The organism is Synechococcus sp. GEYO, from assembly GCF_900473955.1.
GTDB lineage: Bacteria > Cyanobacteriota > Cyanobacteriia > PCC-6307 > Cyanobiaceae > Synechococcus_C.
Genome location: NZ_UCNL01000003.1, coordinates 175,313 through 197,068, shown reverse-complemented (window position 1 = coordinate 197,068; position 21,756 = coordinate 175,313). Strand labels below are relative to the sequence as shown.

The window sequence follows — 21,756 nt, the reverse complement described above, 5'->3', positions numbered from 1 at the left end:
CCGTTTCAGACTGCTGGCAGCAGGAGTCGCTTGTGCATCTGTTGATTGCCGCAGCGGGCAGCGGCCGGCGTATGGGAGCTGATCGCAACAAACTGCTGCTGATGCTTCGGGGCAGGCCGCTGCTTGCCTGGACCCTGCGGTCGGCGTTTGCGGCTGAAGCCATCGATTGGATCGGGGTGATCGGTCAGCCTGCGGATCAGAACGAGATTGCCCCCCTTCTGCATGGAGCACCCAAGCCTGTTGCCTGGATCGAAGGTGGCAGCACACGCCAGGAATCGGTGGAGCGAGGCTTGGTCGCATTACCCGGGGAAGCGCGGCATGTCCTGATCCATGACGGTGCCCGCTGTCTGGTTGATCCCAGCCTGTTTAACCGCTGCGCTGAAGCGGTTCTTGGTGGTGATGCGGTGATCGCTGCGACACCGGTCACCGACACGATCAAGCGTGTGGATGGAGAGGGACTCATCACTGAAACACCGGATCGGGCTGAGCTTTGGGCCGCACAGACGCCTCAGGGTTTTGCTGTCGCTGCCCTGCGGGAAGGCCATGCCCAGGCCAGGTCTCTCGGTTGGTCGGTCACCGACGATGCCTCCTTGTTTGAACGCCTGGGATGGCCAGTCAGGGTGCTGGATGCTGGTCCCGCCAACATCAAGGTCACCACGCCATTCGATCTCACCGTGGCGGAGGCTGTGCTTGCTCAGCGTTGAGTCGGCAGCTGCAGAGTCAGGGTGGCGTTGATGCCATCCAATTGGGCGCGAACGCCCAACGGCAGAGCCGCATTGCCTCCGTTTCCGTGACCCACGGGTAAATCCGCAACCACAGGACACCCCAGGTCCTGAGTGCGTTCTCTCAAAACCTGTTCCAGGCTGAAGGTGTGAGCTGGATCGCTGTTCTCTGCGTCGTCGCAACCGCTGAATCGACCGAATCCAAGGCCTGCCAGATTCTGAAGAGCGCCTATCAGCCGCCAGTGGGTGAGCATTCGATCAAGGCGGTAGGGAGCTTCACCCACGTCTTCGATCACCAGGATTGCGCCACTCAGATCGGGTAGGTGACGGCTGCCGAGCAGGTGGGATGCCACCGTGAGATTCACCGTGATCAATGGCCCAGATCCCGTACCTTCAGCCCAGCTCGTCCCTTGAAGGGACGCAACTGGATGCCCAAACAGCAGATCATGAAGACGCTGTTGGCTCCAGGCAGGTTCGCCAGCCAGCGTTGTGACCAATGGTCCATGGATGCCGCCTCCAAAGCCGCTCGCCATCCGGCTGCAGAGCAAGGCCGTGACATCGGAGAATCCAAGAAACCACCCTTCCTTCCAGGGAACGCCATGTTCCAGAAGACGGGCGGCTCCCCAGCCCCCTCGGGCACAGGCCAGCAGTGGGCTCCCCGCATCAGCAGACAGGTCGCTGGATCGTTCGCTGTCGTGTCCTGCCAGATAGCCCCAGTGCCGCCCCAGACAGGTCGGGGTGTTCACGTTCAGCCCCCATGACTCGAGCACGGCGATCCCTGCATGCAGGCTGGCTTCATCGCAGACCGCCGAGCTTGGAGCAGCAATGGTGACGCTGTCGCCCACCTGCAAAGGACTGGGTAATGACCAGGGATGTGCGGATTGCGGCATCAGACCAGACGTGAAAGCACAAGGCCGATGAGCAGCAACGTACCGATCTGGACCTGACGTCCGAAATGGCGGGCGTAGACCGCTGCTGGCTGTTGTTCACTGGCTTGCAGGGTTTGTGTGGAGCGCCACAAACCAATGGTGGCAATCACCCAGAAGGGCCAGAAAACGATCCCCACATCAGCTGCTGCAGCGGCAATAGCCAGCGACGCTGCTGTGAGCCCATATCCCGCTCGCACGGTTCGGATGGCGTTGCGTCCGAGCGTCAATGCGCTGCTGCGCAGGCCGAGCCGCTTGTCATCCGGACGGTCGGCCATGGCGTAAACCGTGTCGAAGCTGAAGGTCCAGCACAGGGTGGAAAACCAGCATCCGATCAGGGAGATCGACGGGCTGATGCCGCCTGTGAAGGCAGCCCAGGGGATCAGCACCGCAAAGCCCCAGCAGATGGCCAGCAGTGCCTGAGGGAATGGAAACCAGCGCTTTGCGGATGGGTAGATCAGGATCGGGGGGAGGGCTAGGACGGCCAGTTGCAGGCAGATCAGCATCTGGGACGACAGGCTGAGCACGACCCCCAGGGATAGAGCCAGCAGCAGCACGAGCCCAGCAGTCGCCTGGCTCCGGTTCAATGCACCGCTGGCGAGGGGACGTTGGCGTGTGCGTTCGACCTCTTTGTCAATCCTCTGGTCCCAGAGGTCATTGGCGATGCAACCGGCCCCGCTCACGGCCAGGCCGCCGATCAGGATCTGCACGATCAGTGCTGCAGGGGGCGGGGCGTCCGGCGCGAGCCACAAACTCCAGCCCGCTGGCACGAGGAGGATCAGGCGCCCAGTCGGCTTGTTCCATCGCAGTAGTGCCACCCAGGGCGACATGACGCGAGAAAAGGTCGTGCCAGTCACGTGCGCAGAACCCGAAACTTGAATTTTCGGAACCTTAATCAGCGGCCACCCGGCCCGGAGCACCGATGGCAGAGTGGGCCCGTCTCCATCACGGTGCGCCATGTCAGGTGCCGAGTCTTCTCCAGCGGCCGCGGTGGACCCCAACAATCAGACGGCGAGACAGTCATCGCACCGTGATCCGGGTGGATCGCCAAAAGTCAGAACCGTGGCCGCAATTGACGTGGGTACCAATTCCACCCACATGCTCGTGGCTTCGGTGGATGTGGCATTGGGAACGTTCAGCATCGATCTGGCCGAAAAGTCCAATACCCGTCTGGGGGAAAGAGACCCCGAGACCGGTGAACTGACCCCTGAAGCGATGGCCAGAGGGTTGGAGAGCCTTCGCCGTTTTCGCGAGCTGGCTGTAAGCCATCAGGTGGAGCAGGTCGTTGTCGCAGCGACCAGTGCTGTTCGAGAGGCACCAAACGGCAGGGACTTCCTTCAAACCATCAAAGATGAACTCGACCTGGATGTGGATCTGGTCAGTGGTCCGGAGGAGGCACGACTGATCTACCTGGGCGTGTTGTCGGGCATGCCCTTCGGCGATCGTCCCCATCTGGTGCTCGATATCGGCGGAGGCTCCACGGAGCTGATCCTGGCGGACGGTCGGGACGCCCGCGCACTCACCAGCACACGCGTCGGTGCCGTGAGGCTGCAGCGGGATTTCGTCAAGGATGATCCGATCCCTCCCCAACGTCGCTCATTCCTGCAGGCGTTCATCCAGGGCTCGCTGGAACCGGCCGTGGACAAGGTGCACCGACGGATCAAGCCGGGAGAGACTCCGGTGCTTGTCGCGACCAGCGGCACGGCAATGGCTATCGGTGCGTTGGCGGCCAGCGAAGACGACCGGCCACCGCTCAAGCTGCATGGATACAAGGTTTCAAGGCAGCGCCTGAACCGTGTCGTGGACCGTTTGGCCGTCATGACACCGGAGCAGCGCCGTGGTCTGGCGGCCATCAACGATCGGCGCGCGGAAATCATCGTGCCGGGTTCGCTCATCCTGCAAACCACCATGCAGATGCTCGGAGTCGATGAACTGGTTCTGAGCGAGCGGGCGTTGCGCGAAGGGTTGATCGTGGATTGGATGCTGCGCCATGGCCTTCTCGAAGACCGCTTCAGTTTTCAAAGCAGTATCCGCCAGCGCACCGTGGTCCATCAGGTGCAACGTTTTGCGGTCAATCAGGCCCGTGCCGAGCGGGTTGCCAGTCACGCACTCACTCTCTACGACAGCACCCACAAGACCTTGCACCGTGATGACGGATCCGGTCGGGATCTCCTCTGGGCTGCAGCCATGCTTCATGCCTGTGGTCAGCACATCAACCTGAGTGCTTATCACAAGCATTCCTGGTATCTCATTCGCCACGGTGAGCTGCTGGGTTATTCCGAATCCGAACACCTGATGATCGCGGCTATCGCCCGTTATCACCGCCGCAGTCTTCCCAAGAAGCGTCATGAGTCCTGGCAGGCGCTTCAGACCCGGGATAACCGCAGGACAGTGTCAGAGATGGCGTTGTTACTGCGTTTGGCCGCTGCGCTGGACCGACGCCCCGATCCCGTTGTTCAGACGTTGAAAGCAGAAGTGAAAGGCAGTGATCTGATCCTGCAGTTGGTGCCGGAGCGTGTGAATCAGAACCTCAGCCTTGAACAGTGGAGTCTCGAGAGTTGTACAGCTCTGGTGAGGGATGTCACCAGTCTGCGCCTCAAGATCAGAGTTCAGGATTGAGTTTGTACCAGCGAACCTGATCGATGGGTCCGAGGGGCTTCGGTGCAGCGTCGCCCTCACTGATCGAAACCAGGTCAGGACGCCCGGGGAGGATCTCCAGTTGTGAATCTGCAGGGAGCATTTTGCTCTCAGAGAGGGTTCCCTCGTACACAATCTCGCCTTCGCCATTACGGATTGAGACCCAGCTTGGTTCTTGGCTGCTGATGGAGATATGTCCTGAGGCCTTCTCCTCGGGTGAAACGGGTTGAGGGGGTGTCGCAGTGGGTTGTTCAACCACCGTGACAGCCTTCATGGAGGCAAGCTCAACGGAGCGTCGCTGACTGGCCACCACCATCGCTCCACCGGTGACAGCGCCGATCGTCAGAGCGGCCAGGGCTAGGCGCTGCCAAGGCATCACAGGCCTTGTGCTGCTTTCCGAACTCGTCGAGATCCGACCATTGGCGACATCGCTTTTGGCATCAGCATCACCAGGAGCACCGGAAAGGTTGGTTGTGGTCTTGGGCGCTAGCAGAACTTTTTGAAGTTTGCTGATCAGGGAGTCGCCATCGAGGCCGAGCTTGGAAGCGACCCTGCGGGTCATCGCTTTGATAAAAACCGGTTCTGGAAGTTTCTCCAGTTCACCAGTCTCCAGAGCCTGCAACTGTTCGCTGCCCATCTTTAAAGATTGAGCCAGTTGATCGCAGCTCAGGCCCTGTGCTTCGCGGGCCTGACGGAGCAGGTCACCGATCTCCTGCAGGGTTGAGACGGTTGCTCCATCCTTCGCCTGCTCGGAATCCGACAACCACATCCGACCCTCACTGAATTCGATGCATTGAAATTAAGCTCGCTTTTCAATTCTGTCAGTGCCACGCGGCACATAGAGACAGTTGCCACATCGGAATTCATTCTTTCCTTGGATGGCATGCGGGTTTTCGGTGATCGTGAGAGCGGGAGTTCAGCATGATGAAATCAATCCGGATCACGCAACTTTTGCTGGCTGCTCTTGTGGTCACTCAGATCCCCAATCTCATCAGCTTCATCGGGGCTCTGGGCCGCTATGAGTCGCCGGAGTCAGCATTGCGTGCCTGTCATCGCTGGGATGACTCCGCTGGTCACTACAGGATCCGCAGAACTGATCTTTGGACCAGCACTTCGCAAAATCCAGTGCGGTTGTGCAAGCAAGGACCTCATCAATTTGTTGGTTACGAGGCGCCGAAGGCGGGTGCTGTTGAAGTCAGTGACAACCCTGAAGATCCGAAAGGATTTTTGGCAAGTGAAGTGCCAGAGCCGGAGAACTCAGGCAAGCGTTGGCGGTTCAGACGCAAACGCTGGTCGCTTGTCATTCCCTTCTGAACATGGACCCTGAAGTTCGCAATCTGGTGATTGCTCAGCTGCTTGTGATTGTGATTCCCGTTGGGACATTGTTTGCCATCTGGCTATGGATGCTCACGCTTCGTCAACGTTGATTTGTCAACGCTGATTGGAGCTGCTTGTTGAAATTTCAAGCAATCCCAATCATTGGTGCCAGCCATTCAGCATGCACGGCTGAGAGAGCTGTCATGTTGAAAGCATGCACTGCTGGATTGGTTTTATCAGCAACCCAGAGCAGCGCAAAAGGCGCGTTGAGGGCGATCTGCATGCGCCATCGCCAAGTGATGATTGCCCAGATTCTTTGAAGAATCGGGTTCTTCATTCGAAGCATCGAATGACCCAGTAAGTGTGCAGATTTTGGCGTATCCACTCACGGAACTGCGGATTGACTTCAGTCGCGATACCAAGTGTTGCTCATGAGCCAAGAAAAAAGGAGGGTCCCACCCCTCCTTGGCTCGACGCATCTCCGGTTGATAACCCGAAGACGAGTTGATTTTGCACGAAAGTCTTCAAAACATCCGTAGTGATCAACACCTTGAAGATCTAGGCAACTAATTCTTCTGAGATCGACAGGGTGAGCTCCGAGTGGGGTGTGCGTAGCTCAATCAGAGATTGATAGTCCGTTGACTCATAGGCCGATATGGCTGACTGGAGTGATGGGAACTCGATGATCACATTCAAAGAACCAGGGGTGCCTTCACGAACATCACATTGAACATCGCGCACCAGGAATTTGGCCCCGACGCTGGGGAGCCATTCCGTGAGTCGACTGATGTAGGGGACCATGGCCAGTGGTGTGTGAATCGTGCCGGTGCTGATCCAGTAGCCCTTTGCCATGACAACAGAAATCTGATGCACTGAATGTAGTTGGAACTGTGCTGTTAGGAGCTTTGCATGAAGCAGGTTTTTGATCACTGAAGCGTGATAACAGCTCAATGACAGGAGTGACAATCGAAGACGGCCAAGACCGCATCGTTTGAGATGCATCACATCCTGTGCTTTGAATCTCGAATGTGAGATCATTAATCTATCTAATAATTCTTTAATGTCCGGTTTCTCTGGCCTTGGTTAATGCTGATGCCGCCCGAAAACTGCGCTTGATAATGAGATGAAAACCCTGAAAAGCAAAGCTTTGAGGAGCATGGGCGATACTGGATTCGAACCAGTGACCCCTTCCGTGTGAAGGAAGTGCGCTACCACTGTGCTAATCGCCCGATCATTCAATCTTAAAACACCACCTGTCCGGATTTTTTACCGCTTGGGCCGGAACAAGTGGTCATGATCAGGCGAATAGAGCTTTGATCGCAGATTGGTTGAACGAAAGGCCGGACTGATCACATACAGCGTGGTGCGAATCAGATTGCGATCATGTGTGACCTTTGCGATCTGATCGAGAGGCACCAGATCGAGCGATTCATCAGGCCAGCTGACCCGGTATCCGATGGCGACCGGGGTGTCTGCGGGGTAATGCTCAAGCAGCGTCGACTGGACCTCGTCCACATGGCGGGCGCTGAGGTAGAGGCAGAGCGAGGCTCTCAGGCTGGCCAGGTGTCTCAGCTCTTCGCGTTCCGGAACGCCGGTTCGGCCTCCGCTGCGGCTTAGCACGATGGTTTGCACAAGGCCTGGGATGGTCAATTCAGCTTTGAGAGCCGAGGCGGTTGCCTGATAGGCGCTGATTCCAGGAACCACTTCCACTTCAATTCCTGCATCGGCAAGCCCGCTGACCTGCTCGCTGAGCGCTCCGTAGAGACAGGGGTCACCATCGTGAAGACGCACCACGTTCTTCCCGGTGCTCACACGCTCGATCATCAGGGGAAGAACCTGTTCAAGCGTGAGCGTGCTGGTGCGGATCTTTTCGCAGCAGGCCGGCGCAAGATCCGCGATCTGGGGCGATACGAGTGAGTCAGTCCAGATCAGAACATCAGCATGGGCAATGCGGTCTTCGGCACGGCGGGTCAGTAGATCAGGTGCTCCCGGGCCAGCACCCACGATCGAGATCTTGCTCATGAAGGGTCTGCCTTTTTGAGTCCGGGATCCGGAAGTGGCGACTTGCGTCCATACAGCCAGAACAGCCCCAAGCCAGCGATGGCCATCAAACTGAGACTCATCAGCTGAGCAATACGCAGGCCACCATCACAGAACGGAGGTTGTCCGCCGAGGCAGAGCGGGTCGATCCTCAGGCCTTCGATCCAGATGCGGCCAAGGCTGTAGCTGAGCAGATAGATGCAGCTGAGAGCTCCTGATGGCAGGGGAATTTTGTTTTGGCGGCCGAGCCGGAAAAGCACCATTAACAACACAAAGAGTCCAATGTTCCAGATGGATTCGTAGAGAAATGTGGGGTGGAAGAATTCAGCAGTTTTGAAAACACCTGGCCGGTTTGCTGCGGGAATAAAAAGTTTCCATGGCAGATCGGTGGGAACTCCAAACGCTTCTGAATTGAAAAAGTTCCCCCAGCGGCCAATGGCTTGTCCCAACACCACCGAGGGCACCAACACGTCCAAAACATTCCAGAACGACACCCGTCGCCAACGGCAGAACAAAATCACCGCCAGCGATCCTCCTAGGAGAGCTCCATGGATGGCAATGCCTCCTTTCCAGATTGCGAAGGCATCCCACCATGAGCGTTGGTAGGAATCCCATTCGAAGGCGACGTAATACGTTCTCGCACCGATGACTGCTGCCAGCACAAGGATTGGGAGCAGGTCACTGATCAGATTGGCATCCAGGCCGCGCTGTCGCGCCAACCAGCTGGAGAGATTGAGTCCGATCAAGACGGCAACCGCAATCAGCAGTCCGTACCAACGCAGTACGAAAGGCCCGAGCTGAAACAGCTCGGGCCCGGGGGAGGTGAAAATTGCGGGGATCAACACTGAGCTCAGACACCCTCAGCGGCTTGCACCTTCTCAATCTGCTTCTTCTTCAGAACCAACATGATCTGGGCCAGCGAAACAGCTGCGAAGAACGCCAACAGACCATAAATCCGAACGGGGTTCTGAAGCACAACTTCAGCATCAACCTGTCCGAAACCACCCACATTTGGATCGTCGGTCAGGGGAGTACCAGCTTCAATGGGGTCTCCGACTCCGACAACCAGAGCCGGACCCACGGGAATGGTTTCAGTGGCGGTCTCGCCGTCCGCGCTAGCGATGCTGACGATCTTGGCCCCATTGTCGCCGTCTTCAATTGATGAGACGGTTCCAGTAGCGGGAGAGGTGTAAACGGTGTTGTTGCTCTTTTCTCCGGTCGGATAGACCTGGCCACGGCCTCGGTTACCCCCAACGAAGATCTGATATTTGCCGAAGTGGATGTTGCTGTCGGTGGCTGGATCCGGTGAAAGGACAGGGAAGACGATTTCCTGGTGCTGATCACCTGGAATCGGACCTACAAGAAGAATGTTGGGTTGATCGTCGCTGTACTGCGTGAAATAAACACCTTCGGTTTCTTCCTTGATCTCATCGGTCCAGCGGTCCTGTGGGGCCAGGGTGAAGCCATCAGGAAGCTGGATGACAGCTCCGACCTGTAAGCCAACATCGCTGCCGTCGGCTCCGATTTCCTGGAGCCCTTGCTCATAAGGAATTTTCACTGACGCCTTAAAGACCGTGTCAGGAAGAACGGATTGAGGAACCTCTGCCTGGGTGATTTTCTTGGCAAGGTGGCAATTAGCACACACGATCTTGCCAGTGGCTTCTCTTGGCGAGGCGTAGTTCTGCTGAGCCCAGAAGGGGTAAGCCCAGCTGCTTGATGGAGCCGTGAACACGGCAAGGCCCAGGATCAGGGCTGCGAAAAGTGAGGGGAGAATGCGGCGCATCGGAGGCGTGTTTCGGGAGAGAGCGGTGGGCAAAAGGTTCTTGATCAGCCCCACCAAGGCTTCTCACCTGTGCGGAAGTCTGTTTCGGTCCATTGGCTCACAAAAACGTTGTCGTCCTCAACGCTCACATTGGCCAGGGCCAGCGAGAGTGGCGCCGGACCTCTCACAACTTTGCCGGTGGCGTCGTACTGGCTGCCATGACAAGGGCACATGAACTTGTTGGCGCCACTGTTCCAGGGCACAACACAGCCCAGGTGGGTGCAGATGGCATTGATGCCATAACTGCCGATGGCGTCTTCCCCTTCAACGATCAAATACGTGGGATCACCCTTCAGACCCTGAACAAGGCTGCGGTCACCTGTGGGGTGGTCACTGAGCCAGCCGCTGAGTGTTACGGGGTTGCCGAGCTCATCCTTGGCACTGGTGCCTCCGCCGCTTCCTGCAGCCCGTGGAGGAATGAAGTAATTCACCACCGGATAGAGCGCTCCGAGGGCGACGCCGGTCACGGACCCGAAGGTCAGCAGATTCATGAACTGCCTGCGGCCCATTCCGGGCACATCAGCGGCTGGCATCTGAGTCATATCTGACGTTCGTTGGGCACTGGATGGGGCCCATTATGGGCTCTATTAGGTCATGTCACACTTTGCGGAGACTGGATTTTCATTGATGTTCAAGGTCTTGTTCAGTGCGCACTGATCACTCCTCCCCGCTGGAGTCGCGCCCTCTGAGCGTCGATGAAGTCATCGACCTTTTGCGCTCTCGCTGGCAAGCCAGCTACGACCTGCAGCTGGTCACCAGGCGCAGACGGATGTACTTCCAGGTGATGTGGGCCTATCTCGAGCAACAGTCCTTTCCTTTGGATGAGCCTGACTACCGGGCTCATCTCGCGGAAGTCTTGGAAATCGTGAACCGACTGGGGGAAGCGGAGACTGTCCGGGACTGGTTGCTGACGACCCGGGACAAGCCGCGACTTGGAAAGGCGCTCAGTCTGCAGCTGCAGGGGGAGGGGACTCTGGAGGAGTTTCTGCTCTGAACCGTTGAACCGCTGCGACAAGAAGCACTCCGATCAGGTACAGAGCGGTGATCGCCCCAGCCAGCAGCAACATGGTGACCGGGTCTGTCGACGGCGTCAGGACAGCGCCGGCAAGGGCTGAGATCAACACGACCCAGCGCCATGCTGAAAGCATGCGTTGCCAGTTGACCAGGCCGAAGACTCCTAAAAGAAGCTGCAGAACAGGCAGCTGAAAGGCCAGTCCCGTCGACAGCATCAGTAAGAGCACGAAGTCCAGATAGCGCTCAATCGACCAGATGGGCTCCACAACATCGGCGCCGTAGCTGACGAGAAAATTCAGCGCAGCAGGCACTAGAGCCCACCAGGCAAATGCAAGGCCGGCCAGAAATAGAACGGCTGATCCAGCCACCGACGGCGCAATCAACCGGCGCTCTCCTTGGGTAAGACCTGGCAGAACAAAGGCCAGCCCCTGATACAGCACATAGGGCAGTGCCAGCGTGAGTCCTGCATAGCCGGCAACTTTGAACGACACGAACAAAAATTCGCCAGGAGCCAGTTGCAGGAAGCGGATCGAACCAGCAGGCTCTTCCAGAATTCTGACCAGAGGACGCACCGCCACAAGGCAGGCCAAGGCACAGACAACCACTGCGGCAAGACTGCGCAGCACTCTCTGACGCAGCTCCTCTAGGTGGTCGACCAGAGGCATTTCCACGTCGTTGGGGGGACCGGCCTGAACTCCGATCCGAATCGGCGGCGGCGGTGACAACTTCGGGGACTCTTCAGGCGTGATCGGCGTCAGAGGTGAGCGAGCAGTTTGCTGTAGTCAGGCTAGGGGTTCCCAAGCTTCAAGGGCTGTCTGTGCACGGTCCGGTTCCGCCCAGACCAACTCGGCTTGACGATGTCTCACGGTTCCTGGAGCAGTGCCCGGGATTCTCTGTAGATGTTCAACGCCAGTCATGACCACCGGCACACGTCGATTTCCTTTCGCCCGACTGAACCAGGCGGCAAGGTCTGCCGCAAGCTGCAGGTCTGGTTCGCCAGCGGCTGCTTCTGAGGCCTTCAGCACCACGTGGCTGCCTGGACACTCCTGCGCGTGAAACCAGAGGTCCCCTGCACGAGCTTGACGCAGGCTGATCCATTCGTTCTGGCGGTGGTTACGCCCCACCTGAATCACCAGTCCATGCTGAGAGCGGATCTCCAGTGGCTGAGGTTGCCCCGGTGGCGGACCGCTACGGCGACGGCGACGGCGACGGCGAGGGGTGAGCAGTTCCTCCAGTTCAACCTTCAGCTCAAGTAATTGTTGGTTGCGGTCGCCGGCCTCGTCCCAGTCCGACTGCATCAGGTCTGCCAGAAAGCCTGCGCTGCCGTCAATCAGTGCGAGGCGTTGGTCATGGTGGACCAGTCGCTCTTCGATTAAGGGAATGGACCTGCGCAGTCGCTTCGCCCGTTGGTAAAGCTTCTGGGCCTGCTCAATGCTTCCCCTATCAGGAGCTGCCTGACAGAGAATGGCATCCGCCTGACGTTGCAGATCATCGGCGCTGTCAGTGGCCTTCAGCCGCTCGACCTGCTCGAGGCGCTGAGCCTGTTCTCGTTGTCGGCTCTGTTCCAGAAGCTGTTGCAGGTCCTGGCTGTCTTTCAGCAGTTGTCGCTCGTTGAGATGCTTCCGGTAATAGAGCCCTAGACGCAGGCTGAGTGATTCGCTGTTGCTCGATGAGTCGGCCGGGTCGTTCCAGACGCGATAGCCACCGGCCTCATCCAGCTGAAGGATGAAATCGTCACAACTGAGTTGGTTCAGCCATCGCCTCCAGCGCGTATGAAGCAATCGCCATTGCTTGTCGCTGATCTCTTCGACAGGAGTGCTGGCTGAGATCGGTATCGGTGCCTCATCCTTCGAGGAGAATTGGATGAGTTGCTTCGTTAGCGCGGGGCTAATGCCTTGATAGGTGTCGCGCAGCGCTTTGCCGAGATCGACCGGCACCAAGGTCAGTCTGCGCCGCCATTGTTCGAATGGTTCCTCGCAGCTTGGCGGCAGGCTCTGCAGTGCCGGTGGTGGGATATAGGGGTCCCCAGTGCTGAGCGGACGGACCCGAGACTGGTGCTGTCTGACCTGCCTGGCAATGGCGGTGATCCGTTTCTGGTCATCGAGCAGCAGCACATTGCTGTGACGTCCCATCAGCTCAAGGACCAAAGTGCGTACGCTCACCTCGCCAGGGCGTGGAGCGAAATGAAACAGCACAACCCGCTCAAAGTTCCGCTGCTCCAGGTCCACCAGGGCCAGTTGCCTGAGGCCGTGCTGAACTTGCTGAGCCAGAGTGCTGCCACTCCCAATCCGACTCGGTGGTGGAATCTGTACCAATCTGGCGGCGTCTGCCTGCCAGCAGAGTTCCAGCCAGACCATTCCCTTGAGGGTTCTGAAGCCCAGCTGCAGGCTCTGCTGATTGGATTGTTGTGCCTTTTCAAAGCGACTTGGAATGATCTGTTCTCGCAGATCTGCCAGCACCGCCCGAAGGCTGGTGAGGTCCATCACCTGAAGCGTGCTCTTCGCCATCGCTGACGGGTGGCCTTTCGATTGGGGTGCCTTCCTACCCTGCTGCCTGACCGCACACAAGCCATGGCACCGACCAACCGCCGCGCCAGGTTCGCTTTGCTGACAGGCCCAAGCGGCGTTGGCAAAGGGACTCTGGTGGCACGCCTACTCGAGCGTCATCCCCAGCTTTGGCTTTCGGTTTCCGCCACCACCCGTGCTCCAAGAGAGGGTGAACAGGACGGTGTTCATTACTTCTTTCACTCGCGTGAATCGTTTGACCAACTGGTCAGCGAGGGAGGGTTGCTGGAGTGGGCTGAATTCGCCGGCAACTGCTACGGAACACCCAAGCAACCCGTAATGGAGAGACTTGAGCTAGGCACTCCTGTCTTGCTGGAAATTGAACTCGAAGGTGCTCGTCAGGTGCGCCGCAGCTTCCCTGAAGCTCTGCAGATCTTTCTTGCACCCCCAAGTTTTAAAGAGCTTGAGCAACGAATCCGCGGTCGCGGCACCGAAATGGAAGCCGCGATTGCGAAGCGCCTGGATCGCGCCAGAACTGAACTCCAAGCTCAGCAGGAATTCGATGCTGTTGTCATCAACGATGACCTGGAAACCGCTCTGATTGATCTAGAGCGGTTGATGGAGCTTGCCGAGGCCTGAGCGATCAGAGCGGGTGGAACAGCAGGTCTGGGAAGAATCTGTTCCACTCGATCAGGATGCCCGCAGTCAACGTGAACCAGATGGCGGCAACCACAGGTGCAGTGGAGAGAAATTTTTTCATCGTTGAACAGTTCAGAGAGGGGAGATTTTGTAATCAGCGGGGTGAAACTGTGATTTTCGAATCACTTTCAGTCAGCTTGCCACTGTTGAACTCTGCAATGGCAGCAACGGGCCATGTTGCTGCTTTAACAACGGAGTTCAAGGCTAATTTCATGTCCAGCTGAATCTCGAGCATGTTCTGGTCCTTGCGACCACGAATGGCTTTGAGATAGTCACGACCAGCCCAGCCAATGGTTCCTGTGATGTATAGGAACATCAGCCCGGGAAGCACGAAATCGCCAGCATGGTTCCAGCGACCGTCAACGATCAGATGAGGCAGACCATCTTCACCACAGGAGGCCTTGCTGTACATCTTGAAGCGAGCGACAGCCTGTGGCGTTGAGGCTGCACTGGCACGTTGCTGGAATCGTGCACTTTCAGAACAGGGAGTCAGTCCTGCAACATCAGCTCTGGCGACCGGTGCGAAGCCGAATACCAGCAGGGCCGACAGCGCGAGGGCGAAGAAACGACGCATCGGAACGGTTCCTGTTGAACCTGCCCCGGAGAGGCAGGATGTATCAAATGGACAGTAGTGGAGGCTGTTGACCTGCATGGCCAAGGTCCTAGCCCTCGAAACAAGTTGTGACGAGTCTGCCGCGGCTGTTGTGGAGCACAGCGACGGACGCCTGAGGGTTCTGTCGCATCGGATTGCGTCTCAGATCGAGGAGCATGCCCAATGGGGCGGCGTGGTGCCGGAGATCGCCTCACGCCGGCATGTGGAAGCCCTCCCCCACTTGATCGAGCAATCGCTCAATGACGCGGGACTGTCGATCAGCGATTTGGATGCGGTGGCAGCCACTGTCACCCCAGGTCTGGTCGGGGCCCTGATGGTGGGTTCCGTGACGGGCCGCACCCTGGCAGCGCTTCATCGCCGGCCGTTCATCGCCATCCACCATCTCGAAGCCCATCTGGCCTCGGTTCGGCTGGCGTTATCCCCGCCAGCTTCGCCCTATCTCGTTTTACTGGTGAGCGGAGGACATACGGAACTGATTCGCGTCGATGCGACGGGAGTGCTGGAGCGCCTCGGGCGCAGTCATGACGACGCCGCTGGGGAAGCCTTTGACAAGGTCGCCCGTCTGTTGGGACTTGAATACCCAGGAGGGCCTGCGATCCAGGCCGCCGCCGTTCAGGGGGATGTCAGCCGTTTCAGCTTGCCTAAAGGCCGAGTTTCAAAACCTGGAGGTGGGTTCTACCCCTACGACTTCTCATTCAGCGGCCTGAAAACGGCGATGCTTCGTCAGGTGGAGGCTTGTCGGACTTGGGACGAACCCTTTCCCCTTGCGGATCTCTCCGCCAGCTTCCAGCAAGTCGTTGTGGATGTATTGGTCGATCGCAGCCTTCGATGCTGTTCTGAGCTCGGCCTGTCCACACTGGTGATGGTGGGTGGAGTTGCGGCCAATCAACGGTTGCGTGAATGCATGCATGCAAGAGGTGCTGAGCAGGGGGTTGATGTACACCTGGCGCCGCTTAGCTACTGCACTGATAACGCCGCAATGGTGGGGGCTGCTGCCCTTGGACGTCTGAACTCCGAAGCGATCTCCAGTTCTTTGGCTCTGGGCGTTTCAGCACGCTGGGCTCTCGAAAACTGCGCTCCTCTGTATCAATCGAATCCGCCTTTCTGAATTTCAGTGCATAAGGTGTCGCGACTTGCACCACGGTGATGTCGATCAAGGCCGAGACGCGCCAGCAGAACAACCTGGAGGAAGTTGATTCCGGTGAATTGAATGCCTGGCGTAGAGGTTTCACCCCCCAGGCCGAAATCTGGAATGGCCGCCTGGCCATGCTCGGTTTGTCGATTGCACTCGGAACTCTGTTTGTTATCAGGGCCTCAACCACTGGCATGCCTGCCGCCTGACGGCACGAGGTGATTGTCATCCCCGTCCCCTCAGGGCCTGAGCCAGTTCAATCGGTTTCAAGCTCTGAGCGACAGCATTATCCGGTTCGACTTTCTGTTGCCCCACAAGATCCTGGAGGCATTGATTGGCGGTGATCATGCCGTCGAAACCACTTCGTTCCATGATTTCTTCCACTTCACCCAGGGCTCCCCGCTGGATGTAGTCCGTGCAGGCCTCAGTGTTGATCAGGATGTTGTGGAAGGCCGCCCGCTTTCCATCCGTGGTGAGAATCAGACCCTGTGAGATCACATCGAGCAAAGAATCCGACAGAGAACGCCGCACGCTCTCCTGGTCCTCAGGCGGGAACATGCCGAGCACCCTCTCCACGGTTTTGACCGCGGAGTTGGTGTGCAGTGTTCCAAACACCAGCTGCCCGGTTTGAGAGGCCTCCAGCGCTGTACTCAGTGTTTCCTGGTCGTGGATCTCACCGACGAGGATGACGTCGGGAGCTTCACGCAGTGCCGCTTTCAGAGCTTTGTGAAATTTCAGGGTGTGCAGTCCGACCTCCCGATGTCGGATCAGTGACCGCTGGCTTGTGTGCACGAATTCGACCGGGTCCTCAATGGTGAGGATGTGTCGATTCTGGTTTCGATTGATTCAATCGATCATCGCCGCAAGCGTTGTGCTTTTCCCGGATCCGGTCGGGCCGGTGATCAGGACGAGACCCTTGGGGCGTGAGGACAGCTCACGTAGAACATCGGGCAGTTTGACTTGCTCAAGGGTCAGGATTGTCTGGGGAATGAGCCGTAGAACCATCGCTGGCCCACGCAGAGAGTCCAGAAGGTTGATGCGCATGCGCACGAAAGGAAACGCATGCCCCCCCCATCGAATTCCTTGATCTGATGGAAATCATCGATCTGCTGCGGGGTCAGGATTTCCTTCAGCCAGTGTTGGAAGGTGTGCTGAGTTGAGCAGGGCCACTTAGTCGTCAGCATCTCACCCCGGGCCCTGTATCGAGGACGTTCACCGACGCCAAGATGAACGTCTGAATCTCCTTTGTCATGGGCGATGCGCACAATTTGCTCCAGGCTGGGTGCCTCATCCTTCCCGTCGCTGATCCCTGCGGCTGCTGGTGATGGATGCCCTGGTGTGGAGACGGCACCAGCGGGAAAGCCCGGTGGAAAGATCGGCTTGCTCACACAAGTTCTGGACGTCTTCGATCAGCTTCGCCAAAGCTGGGCTATTGGCAAGTGAACGCTTGCTGGGAGGTGTGTGAAACCCGCTTAAGATTTCGCCATTAACACACGGTTTATGGCTGCCAGGCCCCGCGTCACCATCGTCCTTGGCACCCGCCCGGAAGCCATCAAGCTTGCCCCAGTCATTCAGGAATTTCGAGGCTGTTCAGCTCTCGAAACACGGGTGGTTCTGACTGGACAGCATCGTGAGATGGTGACGCAGGTGATGGATCTCTTTCAGTTGAAGGCCGATCAGGACCTTGATCTGATGGCGCCGCGCCAGACCCTCACCCATGTGACCTGCGCGGCTCTTCAGGGCCTCCGCGATGACTTCCAGGCGTTCCCCCCGGGGTTGGTTCTGGTCCAGGGAGACACCACCACTGCCTTCGCAGCAGCCCTAGCTGCCTTTTATGAGCAGATTCCGGTTGGGCATGTGGAGGCTGGTCTGCGAACAGACAATCTTTTGGACCCCTTCCCAGAAGAGGCCAATCGCCGTCTGATCTCCCAGGTTGCCCATTTGCATTTCGCTCCCACGGAGCGCTCGGAAGCCAACTTGAACGCCTCCGGTGTAGTTGGTCGTGTGATGGTCACTGGCAACACGGTGATCGATGCGCTGCTGCGCATGGCTGAGCAGGCACCGGCACTCTCTGATCTGCCCATCGACTGGGCCAATCATCGCGTGATTTTGGCCACGGTCCATCGCCGCGAGAACTGGGGTGAGCGCCTGAACAGCATCGCTGCGGGCATGCTTCAGGTGCTTGACAGTCATCCGGACACGATTCTGTTGTTGCCCCTGCATCGCAATCCCACGGTTCGCGAGCCTCTGCGTGCCTTGCTCGGCGACCATCCCAGGGTCGTCCTGAGCGAGCCCCTGGACTATGACCGGCTAGTCGCTGCGATGAAAGGGTGCACACTATTGCTCACCGATTCCGGTGGCCTCCAAGAGGAAGCTCCTGCGTTGGGGAAGCCGGTGCTGGTGCTGCGTCGCACGACTGAACGGCCCGAGGCTGTGGATGCCGGCACCGCTCGATTGATCGGGACCGATAGTGACTCGATCGCCCGTGAGGCTTCACGCCTCCTCGATGAGCCGAAGGCCTATGAACAGATGGCCAGGGCCGTGAACCCCTTCGGAGATGGTCGAGCCAGCGGCAGGATTCTTGAAGCTGCACTTGCCCTGCTCAACGGCTGATGCCGCCTTCAGTCCCTGCGGCCATTACCGCTGGGTGCTGCGTCGTTCAATCCGCAGGCCGTCGCAGACTGATCCCTGCAGGGAGCTCCTGTTTGTTGGTCTCAATCCTTCTTTGGCCGATGCTGGTCGTGATGACCCCACGCTGAGGCGACTCCAGGGTTTCGCTCGAAACTGGGGCTATCACCAGCTGGTGGTCCTCAATCTGTTCGGGAGGATCTCACCATCCCCAACAGCTTTGCGTCGTTGCAGTGATCCCGTCGGCCAGCATTACGACCGCGTGCTGATGCGCTGGTTTGAGAGATGGTCCCGCTCACCCACCTGCGACCTCTGGTTGGGTTGGGGTGCGTCGGGCTCCCTGCACTGCCGTGACCAGCAGGTGCTGATGATGCTCGCCAAGGCTCTGGCTGTGCGCCTGAAGGGGGCTTCTCCACTCGTGATCGGAACCACCCGCAGCGGGCAACCTCGTCACCCGCTCTATATGGCTGCGGGGAGCCAGCTTTTCCCCTGGGCCTGTACGGTTCGCTGATGACACGCACCCCTCGCCACTACAAGATTTCGCTTCATCTCTCGGGAGGTCAAACAGAGGTGGTGCATTTCCCGACTCTCGAGACATTCCAAGAGTGGTATCAGGGTCTGGTTAACGGCGGGAGTGGTCAGGCTTTCGTCAACATCCCATTCGGCGATCTCGAAGGGGAATATCTGGTGATCCGTCCCGAAGCGATCATCGGCGTGCGTGTGGAACCGCAATTCGCATCCATCGATGACGCCTGAGAGGCTCGGACTGCTCTGGGGCATCACGGTGTTTGCCGGGGCCGGTGCGCGATTGCTCGCTGCCCTGTCAGGACTGCCAGGGGTGGTGCTGTTGCTGTTGTCAGGACTGCTGATCGGACGTTCTGGCCTCGGCCTTGTGGAGCCTCTGGACCTGGGAGAGGGGCTCGAGACAACCGTTGGCCTGCTTGTCAGTCTCGTTCTGTTTGATGGAGGGCTGAATCTGCGCTTGCCCGGCGACACCATCAAGGCGACCGTGCTGCGGATTTCCGTGCTGCGTTTGTTGCTGTCGCTGGGTGCGGGAATCCTGGCAGCGCATTGGCTGGCCGGACTGGGATGGTCCGTAGCTGCCGTCTACAGCGCCATCGTGTTGGGAACTGGGCCCACGGTGGTCACGCCAATCGTGCAACAGATCCGCCTGGCTCCTCCCCTTGGGGATGTTCTCGAAGCGGAGGGACTGGTGCTCGAGCCTGTGGGAGCCGTTCTGGCGCTGCTGCTGCTTGAGCTGTTGCTTGGCGATCTCTACGGCTGGAGAGGTCTTGCGATTGGTCTGCTGTCGCGCCTCGGTGGTGGGGTACTGATCGGAGTTGCGGTTGGATGGCTGCTGGCAGAGCTGTTGAGACGTTTGCCTTCAGAGCATGCCGTGGGCTTACGGCTGCAGTTGACCCTTGGCGTTCTCTTTCTGATGTTTGCCATTTGCGAATGGTTGTTACCCGAGTCCGGTTTGCCGGCATCAGTCGCTGCAGGCGTTGTGGTGGGCCGTCGTCCCTCAACACAGGCTGCACAGCTCGACGAGCTGATCCGCGAATTGGCCAGATTGGCGATCACGATGCTGTTCCCGCTGCTGGCGGCTGATGTGTCGTGGGCTGAACTCAGTCCGCTGGGTTGGGGGGGTATCAGTTGTGTTCTGGTGCTGATGCTGCTGGTGCGACCGGCGGCAGTGGGCGTGGCCACGATTGGCTTGCCATTGGACTGGCGCCAACGACTGTTCATGGGATGGCTGGCGCCGCGAGGAATTGTCACGGCCGCCGTGGCATCCCTTTTTTCGATTCGTCTTGAGCAGGCCGGGATTCTTGGCGCAGGACGACTTCAGGGTCTGGTGTTCCTCACGATCCTGATGACTGTGGGATTCCAGGGTCTGACAGCCCAACCCCTGGCACGCGTTTTGGGTTTGATTCAATCCGAGCCTGAGGCGTCAGGTGAGGCAGCGCTTGAGCCGGGGCAGGTCTTGCCCGATCCTGGCCAGCAATGACCAGGTCGTGATCAGATCCGGCCCCTGGAGACGGCCAAGTAGAGCACCACGCAACGATTTCATCAAAACGCCCTTTTTTACGCCGGCTTTGTTTGCGGCATCTGCAAGCAGTGACTGAGCCTCTGCGGAGTCACTGCCGTCCCATGGATCACTCTCAAGTGATTCCACAAGCTGACCGATCGCGACCTTGGCTCCATCGGCTTCCAGTTGCTTGAGGCCATCGTCCTCAAGCTCAGGGCAAACAAAAAAGGGCTGTGCCTGGTCAATGCCGTCTTTCAGCAGGGTTAGAGAAGGGCCTAGCAGTTCGCATAAAGCCAGGCTCCAGCTCACATCCTCAGGCAGGTTCCATCCCTGCTCTTTCCAGAGCGGCGAGATGTCAGCCAGCAGTTGCTGCGGTGTGAGGCCATGCAGAACCTGTGCATTGAGCCAGTTGAGCTTGTCCCAGTCGAAACGCGCACCTGCTTTGTTCACTCGATCGAAGCTGAACACCTCGGCTGCCTGCGTGAGGGTGAAGCGTTCCTCCATGCCTTCGGGAACGGACCAGCCCAGCAGGGTCATGTAATTGGCGATCGCTTCCGCCGTGTAACCCATGGACCGGAAATCATTGATCGATGTGACGCCGTCACGCTTGGAGAGTTTGCGTCCCTCGGCATTGAGGATCAGCGGGGTGTGGGCAAAGACCGGAGCGGCTAGCTCGAGAGCCTGGTAGAGCAGAAGTTGCTTGGCAGTGTTGGCAATATGGTCTTCGCCTCGGATCACATGCGTGATCGCCATGGACGCGTCATCGACCACCACCACAAGGTTGTAGAGAGGGTCTCCGATCTGATCGGCTGGAGCACGTCGGGCAATGACCATGTCACCGCCGAGATCAGCTCCGCGCCAATGCATTGGCCCTCGGACAAGGTCACGCCACTGAATCTCTTCACTGTCATCGATCCGGAAGCGGATCACCGCTTCACGGCCCTCGGCTTGGAACGACGCCTCCTGCTCGGCCGTGAGCTGCCGATGTCGATTGTCGTAGCGAGGTGCTTTGTTCTCAGCTTTCTGGGCCTCTCGCATTCTTGCGAGCTCCTCTTCGCTGGCGTAACAGCGATAGGCGAGGCCGCGGTCGAGCAACAGCTGGATGGCAGCGCGATGCTCGTGGACCCGCTCGCTCTGAATCGTGGGATCTTCATCCCAGTCGATGCCTAGCCATGCCAGTCCATCGAGGATGTTCGCGGTGAATTCCGGCTTGGAGCGCTCCTTGTCAGTGTCCTCAATTCTCAGCAGGAACTGACCCTTCTGGTGTCGCGCGAACAACCAGTTGAAGACCGCTGTTCTCGCTGTTCCAATGTGGAGAGTGCCCGTTGGACTTGGGGCCAGACGAACACGCACCATTGCGGGGCTCGGGATGAAGAACGGGACCGACGGGATTCGAACCCGCAACTTCCGCCGTGACAGGGCGGTGCTCTAACCGGTTGAACTACGGTCCCAGATCGGATTCAGATCGACGGTGCTCGTCCGTTGGAATCTGATCTGTGTCGCTCGCGCGACATCGAAAGTATCGACTGTTGCCCTGCCCTCCGTCAATAAGCGCGTTGGTCGGGTTCTGAACAATTGGCTTCAGAACCCACCACGCCTGGATTGCTACCAGCCGTTGCGATGCGATCGTGTTTCAGATTCCGCTCAATGGATCCCTCGTGTGGATGGCATGCAGA

The 21,756-nt window shown here is 58.4% G+C and carries 26 protein-coding genes, 2 tRNA genes and 1 pseudogene; 11 read left to right on the top strand and 18 right to left on the bottom strand.

Annotated elements, in window-relative coordinates; all coding sequences use genetic code 11:
• The first annotated feature begins 32 nt into the window (after positions 1 to 32).
• Entirely contained in the window at positions 33 to 704 is a 672-nt protein-coding gene (gene ispD / locus DXY37_RS02020) for a 2-C-methyl-D-erythritol 4-phosphate cytidylyltransferase (RefSeq protein ID WP_115125183.1), read from the top strand.
• On the opposite strand, the gene DXY37_RS02015 is transcribed toward ispD, so the two are convergent.
• Together DXY37_RS02015 and DXY37_RS02010 are read right to left on the bottom strand one after the other, a co-directional pair.
• Positions 695 to 1,612 carry an LD-carboxypeptidase gene (locus DXY37_RS02015; RefSeq protein WP_115125110.1) on the bottom strand — a complete coding sequence of 306 codons (918 nt, stop codon included), beginning with the start codon at positions 1,610 to 1,612 and terminating at the stop codon, positions 695 to 697. The two genes, ispD and DXY37_RS02015, sit on opposite strands and share 10 nt — an antisense overlap.
• Positions 1,612 to 2,505: a 4-hydroxybenzoate polyprenyltransferase gene (locus DXY37_RS02010; protein ID WP_256377357.1), complete on the bottom strand. Its 894-nt coding sequence runs from the start codon at positions 2,503 to 2,505 to the stop codon at positions 1,612 to 1,614. Before DXY37_RS02010 ends, DXY37_RS02015 begins: the two co-directional genes overlap by 1 nt.
• A gap of 100 nt (positions 2,506 to 2,605) precedes the next feature.
• Here DXY37_RS02010 and DXY37_RS02005 point away from each other — a divergent pair, with 100 nt between their 5' ends.
• A complete protein-coding gene (locus DXY37_RS02005; RefSeq protein ID WP_115125108.1) occupies positions 2,606 to 4,267 on the top strand; it encodes a Ppx/GppA phosphatase family protein in 1,662 nt (553 codons plus the stop codon).
• On the opposite strand, the gene DXY37_RS02000 is transcribed toward DXY37_RS02005, so the two are convergent.
• Complete coding sequence (locus DXY37_RS02000; protein ID WP_170951743.1) at positions 4,251 to 5,048, bottom strand: helix-turn-helix domain-containing protein; 798 nt, start codon at positions 5,046 to 5,048, stop codon at positions 4,251 to 4,253. The two genes, DXY37_RS02005 and DXY37_RS02000, sit on opposite strands and share 17 nt — an antisense overlap.
• A 158-nt stretch (positions 5,049 to 5,206) precedes the next feature.
• Here DXY37_RS02000 and DXY37_RS01995 point away from each other — a divergent pair, with 158 nt between their 5' ends.
• Positions 5,207 to 5,599 (top strand): hypothetical protein, encoded by a 393-nt coding sequence (locus tag DXY37_RS01995; RefSeq protein WP_115125106.1) that lies wholly within the window; start codon positions 5,207 to 5,209, stop codon positions 5,597 to 5,599.
• 148 nt (positions 5,600 to 5,747) lie between these two features.
• Here DXY37_RS01995 and DXY37_RS01990 read toward each other — a convergent pair whose 3' ends face one another.
• From DXY37_RS01990 to petC, 7 genes are all read right to left on the bottom strand, one after another.
• Positions 5,748 to 5,939 (bottom strand): hypothetical protein, encoded by a 192-nt coding sequence (locus DXY37_RS01990; RefSeq protein ID WP_067093121.1) that lies wholly within the window; start codon positions 5,937 to 5,939, stop codon positions 5,748 to 5,750.
• 221 nt (positions 5,940 to 6,160) lie between these two features.
• Positions 6,161 to 6,454 carry a DUF1330 domain-containing protein gene (locus DXY37_RS01985; protein ID WP_115125182.1) on the bottom strand — a complete coding sequence of 98 codons (294 nt, stop codon included), beginning with the start codon at positions 6,452 to 6,454 and terminating at the stop codon, positions 6,161 to 6,163.
• A gap of 305 nt (positions 6,455 to 6,759) precedes the next feature.
• A tRNA-Val gene (locus tag DXY37_RS01980) sits at positions 6,760 to 6,831 on the bottom strand.
• A gap of 37 nt (positions 6,832 to 6,868) precedes the next feature.
• Positions 6,869 to 7,624, bottom strand: a complete 756-nt coding sequence (cobM, locus tag DXY37_RS01975; protein WP_115125105.1) for a precorrin-4 C(11)-methyltransferase — start codon at positions 7,622 to 7,624, stop codon at positions 6,869 to 6,871.
• Entirely contained in the window at positions 7,621 to 8,472 is an 852-nt protein-coding gene (gene lgt / locus DXY37_RS01970) for a prolipoprotein diacylglyceryl transferase (RefSeq protein ID WP_115125181.1), read from the bottom strand. The genes cobM and lgt overlap by 4 nt, the downstream gene beginning before the upstream one ends.
• Before the next feature lie 20 nt (positions 8,473 to 8,492).
• Positions 8,493 to 9,425, bottom strand: a complete 933-nt coding sequence (gene petA / locus DXY37_RS01965; protein WP_115125180.1) for a cytochrome f — start codon at positions 9,423 to 9,425, stop codon at positions 8,493 to 8,495.
• Positions 9,426 to 9,469: 44 nt separating this feature from the next.
• On the bottom strand, positions 9,470 to 10,006 hold the full coding sequence (gene petC, locus DXY37_RS01960) for a cytochrome b6-f complex iron-sulfur subunit (protein ID WP_115125104.1): 537 nt from the start codon (positions 10,004 to 10,006) through the stop codon (positions 9,470 to 9,472).
• Between the two features lie 104 nt (positions 10,007 to 10,110).
• Here petC and DXY37_RS01955 point away from each other — a divergent pair, with 104 nt between their 5' ends.
• Complete coding sequence (locus DXY37_RS01955; protein ID WP_115125103.1) at positions 10,111 to 10,458, top strand: DUF3067 family protein; 348 nt, start codon at positions 10,111 to 10,113, stop codon at positions 10,456 to 10,458.
• Here the strand turns inward: DXY37_RS01955 and tatC are convergent.
• Positions 10,409 to 11,143, bottom strand: coding sequence for a twin-arginine translocase subunit TatC (gene tatC / locus DXY37_RS01950; protein WP_115125179.1), 735 nt, complete (start codon positions 11,141 to 11,143; stop codon positions 10,409 to 10,411). The genes DXY37_RS01955 and tatC overlap by 50 nt on opposite strands.
• Before the next feature lie 117 nt (positions 11,144 to 11,260).
• A complete protein-coding gene (locus tag DXY37_RS01945; RefSeq protein ID WP_115125102.1) occupies positions 11,261 to 12,985 on the bottom strand; it encodes an NFACT family protein in 1,725 nt (574 codons plus the stop codon).
• A gap of 63 nt (positions 12,986 to 13,048) precedes the next feature.
• Between DXY37_RS01945 and gmk the strand changes: the two genes are divergently transcribed.
• Complete coding sequence (gene gmk, locus DXY37_RS01940) at positions 13,049 to 13,621, top strand: guanylate kinase (RefSeq protein WP_115125178.1); 573 nt, start codon at positions 13,049 to 13,051, stop codon at positions 13,619 to 13,621.
• A 4-nt stretch (positions 13,622 to 13,625) separates the two neighbouring features.
• Here the strand turns inward: gmk and psaJ are convergent, their stop codons facing one another.
• Together psaJ and DXY37_RS01930 are read right to left on the bottom strand one after the other, a co-directional pair.
• The gene (gene psaJ, locus DXY37_RS01935) at positions 13,626 to 13,742 is read right to left on the bottom strand and encodes a photosystem I reaction center subunit IX (protein ID WP_066905917.1); all 117 of its coding nucleotides are present in this window, start codon (positions 13,740 to 13,742) and stop codon (positions 13,626 to 13,628) included.
• Between the two features lie 33 nt (positions 13,743 to 13,775).
• Positions 13,776 to 14,255 (bottom strand): Photosystem I reaction center subunit III, encoded by a 480-nt coding sequence (locus tag DXY37_RS01930; protein WP_067092821.1) that lies wholly within the window; start codon positions 14,253 to 14,255, stop codon positions 13,776 to 13,778.
• A 76-nt stretch (positions 14,256 to 14,331) separates the two neighbouring features.
• Here DXY37_RS01930 and tsaD point away from each other — a divergent pair, with 76 nt between their 5' ends.
• Positions 14,332 to 15,402: a tRNA (adenosine(37)-N6)-threonylcarbamoyltransferase complex transferase subunit TsaD gene (gene tsaD, locus DXY37_RS01925; RefSeq protein WP_115125101.1), complete on the top strand. Its 1,071-nt coding sequence runs from the start codon at positions 14,332 to 14,334 to the stop codon at positions 15,400 to 15,402.
• A gap of 38 nt (positions 15,403 to 15,440) precedes the next feature.
• Positions 15,441 to 15,635, top strand: coding sequence for a high light inducible protein (locus tag DXY37_RS01920; RefSeq protein WP_115125100.1), 195 nt, complete (start codon positions 15,441 to 15,443; stop codon positions 15,633 to 15,635).
• A 16-nt stretch (positions 15,636 to 15,651) separates the two neighbouring features.
• On the opposite strand, the pseudogene DXY37_RS01915 reads toward DXY37_RS01920, so the two are convergent.
• Positions 15,652 to 16,431: pseudogene (locus DXY37_RS01915) on the bottom strand (type IV pilus twitching motility protein PilT).
• Positions 16,398 to 16,814, bottom strand: coding sequence for a hypothetical protein (locus DXY37_RS13715; RefSeq protein ID WP_371637760.1), 417 nt, complete (start codon positions 16,812 to 16,814; stop codon positions 16,398 to 16,400). The pseudogene DXY37_RS01915 and the gene DXY37_RS13715 overlap by 34 nt, the downstream one beginning before the upstream one ends.
• Before the next feature lie 112 nt (positions 16,815 to 16,926).
• Between DXY37_RS13715 and wecB the strand changes: the two genes are divergently transcribed.
• Genes wecB through DXY37_RS01895 form a run of 4 tightly spaced genes read left to right on the top strand, consistent with a single transcriptional unit; the run spans position 16,927 to position 20,059 of the window.
• Positions 16,927 to 18,039, top strand: coding sequence for a non-hydrolyzing UDP-N-acetylglucosamine 2-epimerase (wecB, locus tag DXY37_RS01910; protein WP_115125099.1), 1,113 nt, complete (start codon positions 16,927 to 16,929; stop codon positions 18,037 to 18,039).
• On the top strand, positions 18,020 to 18,565 hold the full coding sequence (locus DXY37_RS01905) for a DUF1643 domain-containing protein (protein WP_244276782.1): 546 nt from the start codon (positions 18,020 to 18,022) through the stop codon (positions 18,563 to 18,565). The genes wecB and DXY37_RS01905 overlap by 20 nt, the downstream gene beginning before the upstream one ends.
• Positions 18,565 to 18,810, top strand: coding sequence for a hypothetical protein (locus DXY37_RS01900; RefSeq protein ID WP_136975527.1), 246 nt, complete (start codon positions 18,565 to 18,567; stop codon positions 18,808 to 18,810). Before DXY37_RS01905 ends, DXY37_RS01900 begins: the two co-directional genes overlap by 1 nt.
• Positions 18,800 to 20,059, top strand: a complete 1,260-nt coding sequence (locus DXY37_RS01895) for a sodium:proton antiporter (RefSeq protein WP_115125098.1) — start codon at positions 18,800 to 18,802, stop codon at positions 20,057 to 20,059. The genes DXY37_RS01900 and DXY37_RS01895 overlap by 11 nt, the downstream gene beginning before the upstream one ends.
• Here the strand turns inward: DXY37_RS01895 and gltX are convergent.
• Positions 20,003 to 21,436 carry a glutamate--tRNA ligase gene (gene gltX / locus DXY37_RS01890; protein WP_115125097.1) on the bottom strand — a complete coding sequence of 478 codons (1,434 nt, stop codon included), beginning with the start codon at positions 21,434 to 21,436 and terminating at the stop codon, positions 20,003 to 20,005. The two genes, DXY37_RS01895 and gltX, sit on opposite strands and share 57 nt — an antisense overlap.
• A 21-nt stretch (positions 21,437 to 21,457) precedes the next feature.
• Positions 21,458 to 21,531, bottom strand: a tRNA-Asp gene (locus DXY37_RS01885).
• Positions 21,532 to 21,756 lie beyond the last annotated feature (225 nt).

Bases quoted from the DNA above. Each gene is read 5' to 3' on its own strand.
- DXY37_RS02015 (WP_115125110.1), bottom strand. From the start codon at position 1,612: ATGCCGCAATCCGCACATCCCTGGTCATTACCCAGTCCTTTGCAGGTG.
- DXY37_RS02005 (WP_115125108.1), top strand. From the start codon at position 2,606: ATGTCAGGTGCCGAGTCTTCTCCAGCGGCCGCGGTGGACCCCAACAAT.
- DXY37_RS01995 (WP_115125106.1), top strand. From the start codon at position 5,207: ATGATGAAATCAATCCGGATCACGCAACTTTTGCTGGCTGCTCTTGTG.
- DXY37_RS01990 (WP_067093121.1), bottom strand. From the start codon at position 5,939: ATGAAGAACCCGATTCTTCAAAGAATCTGGGCAATCATCACTTGGCGA.
- DXY37_RS01985 (WP_115125182.1), bottom strand. From the start codon at position 6,454: ATGGCAAAGGGCTACTGGATCAGCACCGGCACGATTCACACACCACTG.
- cobM (WP_115125105.1), bottom strand. From the start codon at position 7,624: ATGAGCAAGATCTCGATCGTGGGTGCTGGCCCGGGAGCACCTGATCTA.
- petA (WP_115125180.1), bottom strand. From the start codon at position 9,425: ATGCGCCGCATTCTCCCCTCACTTTTCGCAGCCCTGATCCTGGGCCTT.
- petC (WP_115125104.1), bottom strand. From the start codon at position 10,006: ATGACTCAGATGCCAGCCGCTGATGTGCCCGGAATGGGCCGCAGGCAG.
- tatC (WP_115125179.1), bottom strand. From the start codon at position 11,143: ATGCCTCTGGTCGACCACCTAGAGGAGCTGCGTCAGAGAGTGCTGCGC.
- DXY37_RS01945 (WP_115125102.1), bottom strand. From the start codon at position 12,985: ATGGCGAAGAGCACGCTTCAGGTGATGGACCTCACCAGCCTTCGGGCG.
- gmk (WP_115125178.1), top strand. From the start codon at position 13,049: ATGGCACCGACCAACCGCCGCGCCAGGTTCGCTTTGCTGACAGGCCCA.
- psaJ (WP_066905917.1), bottom strand. From the start codon at position 13,742: ATGAAAAAATTTCTCTCCACTGCACCTGTGGTTGCCGCCATCTGGTTC.
- DXY37_RS01930 (WP_067092821.1), bottom strand. From the start codon at position 14,255: ATGCGTCGTTTCTTCGCCCTCGCGCTGTCGGCCCTGCTGGTATTCGGC.
- tsaD (WP_115125101.1), top strand. From the start codon at position 14,332: ATGGCCAAGGTCCTAGCCCTCGAAACAAGTTGTGACGAGTCTGCCGCG.
- DXY37_RS01920 (WP_115125100.1), top strand. From the start codon at position 15,441: ATGTCGATCAAGGCCGAGACGCGCCAGCAGAACAACCTGGAGGAAGTT.
- wecB (WP_115125099.1), top strand. From the start codon at position 16,927: ATGGCTGCCAGGCCCCGCGTCACCATCGTCCTTGGCACCCGCCCGGAA.
- DXY37_RS01900 (WP_136975527.1), top strand. From the start codon at position 18,565: ATGACACGCACCCCTCGCCACTACAAGATTTCGCTTCATCTCTCGGGA.
- DXY37_RS01895 (WP_115125098.1), top strand. From the start codon at position 18,800: ATGACGCCTGAGAGGCTCGGACTGCTCTGGGGCATCACGGTGTTTGCC.
- gltX (WP_115125097.1), bottom strand. From the start codon at position 21,436: ATGGTGCGTGTTCGTCTGGCCCCAAGTCCAACGGGCACTCTCCACATT.